The organism is Hymenobacter lapidiphilus, assembly GCF_013377885.1.
Lineage (GTDB): Bacteria > Bacteroidota > Bacteroidia > Cytophagales > Hymenobacteraceae > Hymenobacter > Hymenobacter lapidiphilus.
In genome coordinates this window covers 1-875 of the sequence record NZ_JABKAU010000100.1, presented here as the reverse complement: position 1 = coordinate 875, position 875 = coordinate 1, and the positions used below count along the sequence as shown (strand labels likewise).

Annotated in this window: 1 protein-coding gene; it reads right to left on the bottom strand. The window is 58.4% G+C overall.

Features of this window, described 5'->3' with window-relative positions:
• On the bottom strand, window positions 1–775 hold a 775-nt coding region (locus tag HW554_RS20250; RefSeq protein WP_176910341.1), incomplete at its 3' end, for an IS5 family transposase.
• Window positions 776–875 lie beyond the last annotated feature (100 nt).

Genomic DNA, 875 nt, shown 5'->3' with positions numbered 1-875 from the left:
AATGCCAGGCTAGCCAGTTGCCGATGCTGGTTTCATAGCGCACGAGTAAGGTTTTGAAGCTATCGAGCCAGGCGTTGGCGTGTTCGACCACGACGCGCCGCCGGTAGAGTTCGGGGTCGAAGAGCGTGTCATCCGCCGTTTGCCAATCCGTGGCGCGGCGGTTACGGGCGATGTTGGCTTCAATGTCACGGGCGGCACAGGCCTGGCGCAGCTCGGTGGTATCGAAGGCGCTATCGGCGTTTAAAAACAGCCCCGCTACCGCAATGCCCGCCGCCTCGAGCAGTTGGCACAACTCCTCAAACAAGACGGCCAAGCGGTAGCTGTCGTGGTGGTTGCCTGCTTGCGGGGTGGCACAGGCCAGGGGCTGCCCCTGGTTGTCGGTTAGGAACAAGGCCGTGGTGGTGCGGGCTTTTTTGCGCCCCTGATAGCCTACGGCCGCCCCACCGTTTTTGGCCGGCGTGTGGCTGCCATCGAGTTGCACGCTCGAACAATCGAGCAGGTGTTTGTTGGCTCGTAACACATTTAGCCACATGGCTTTCCAGGACCCGTCTTTGCGCCACGTATTGAACCGGGCGTACACGCCCTGCCAAGTCAGCAGGGCACCGGTGAAGAACTGTTTAACGGGCAAATAGCGCCACTGGCAGCCGGTTTTGAGTTTGTAGAGCAGCGCCTCAAGTAACTCGACCGGGTCTACTCGACTAGGGCGACCCATGGCAGACTGGGGCAGATGGGGTAGAATCCAGGTACGAATAATATCTTTGGGCAGGACTTCCATGAAACAGGTGAAATGAGGTGGCTCGCACCCCAAATTTCGCCCGTATTGTGGGAGTTCTTTGCTTTCCTGTTGACCCAAGACGACTTTCTAAACAGCTTCA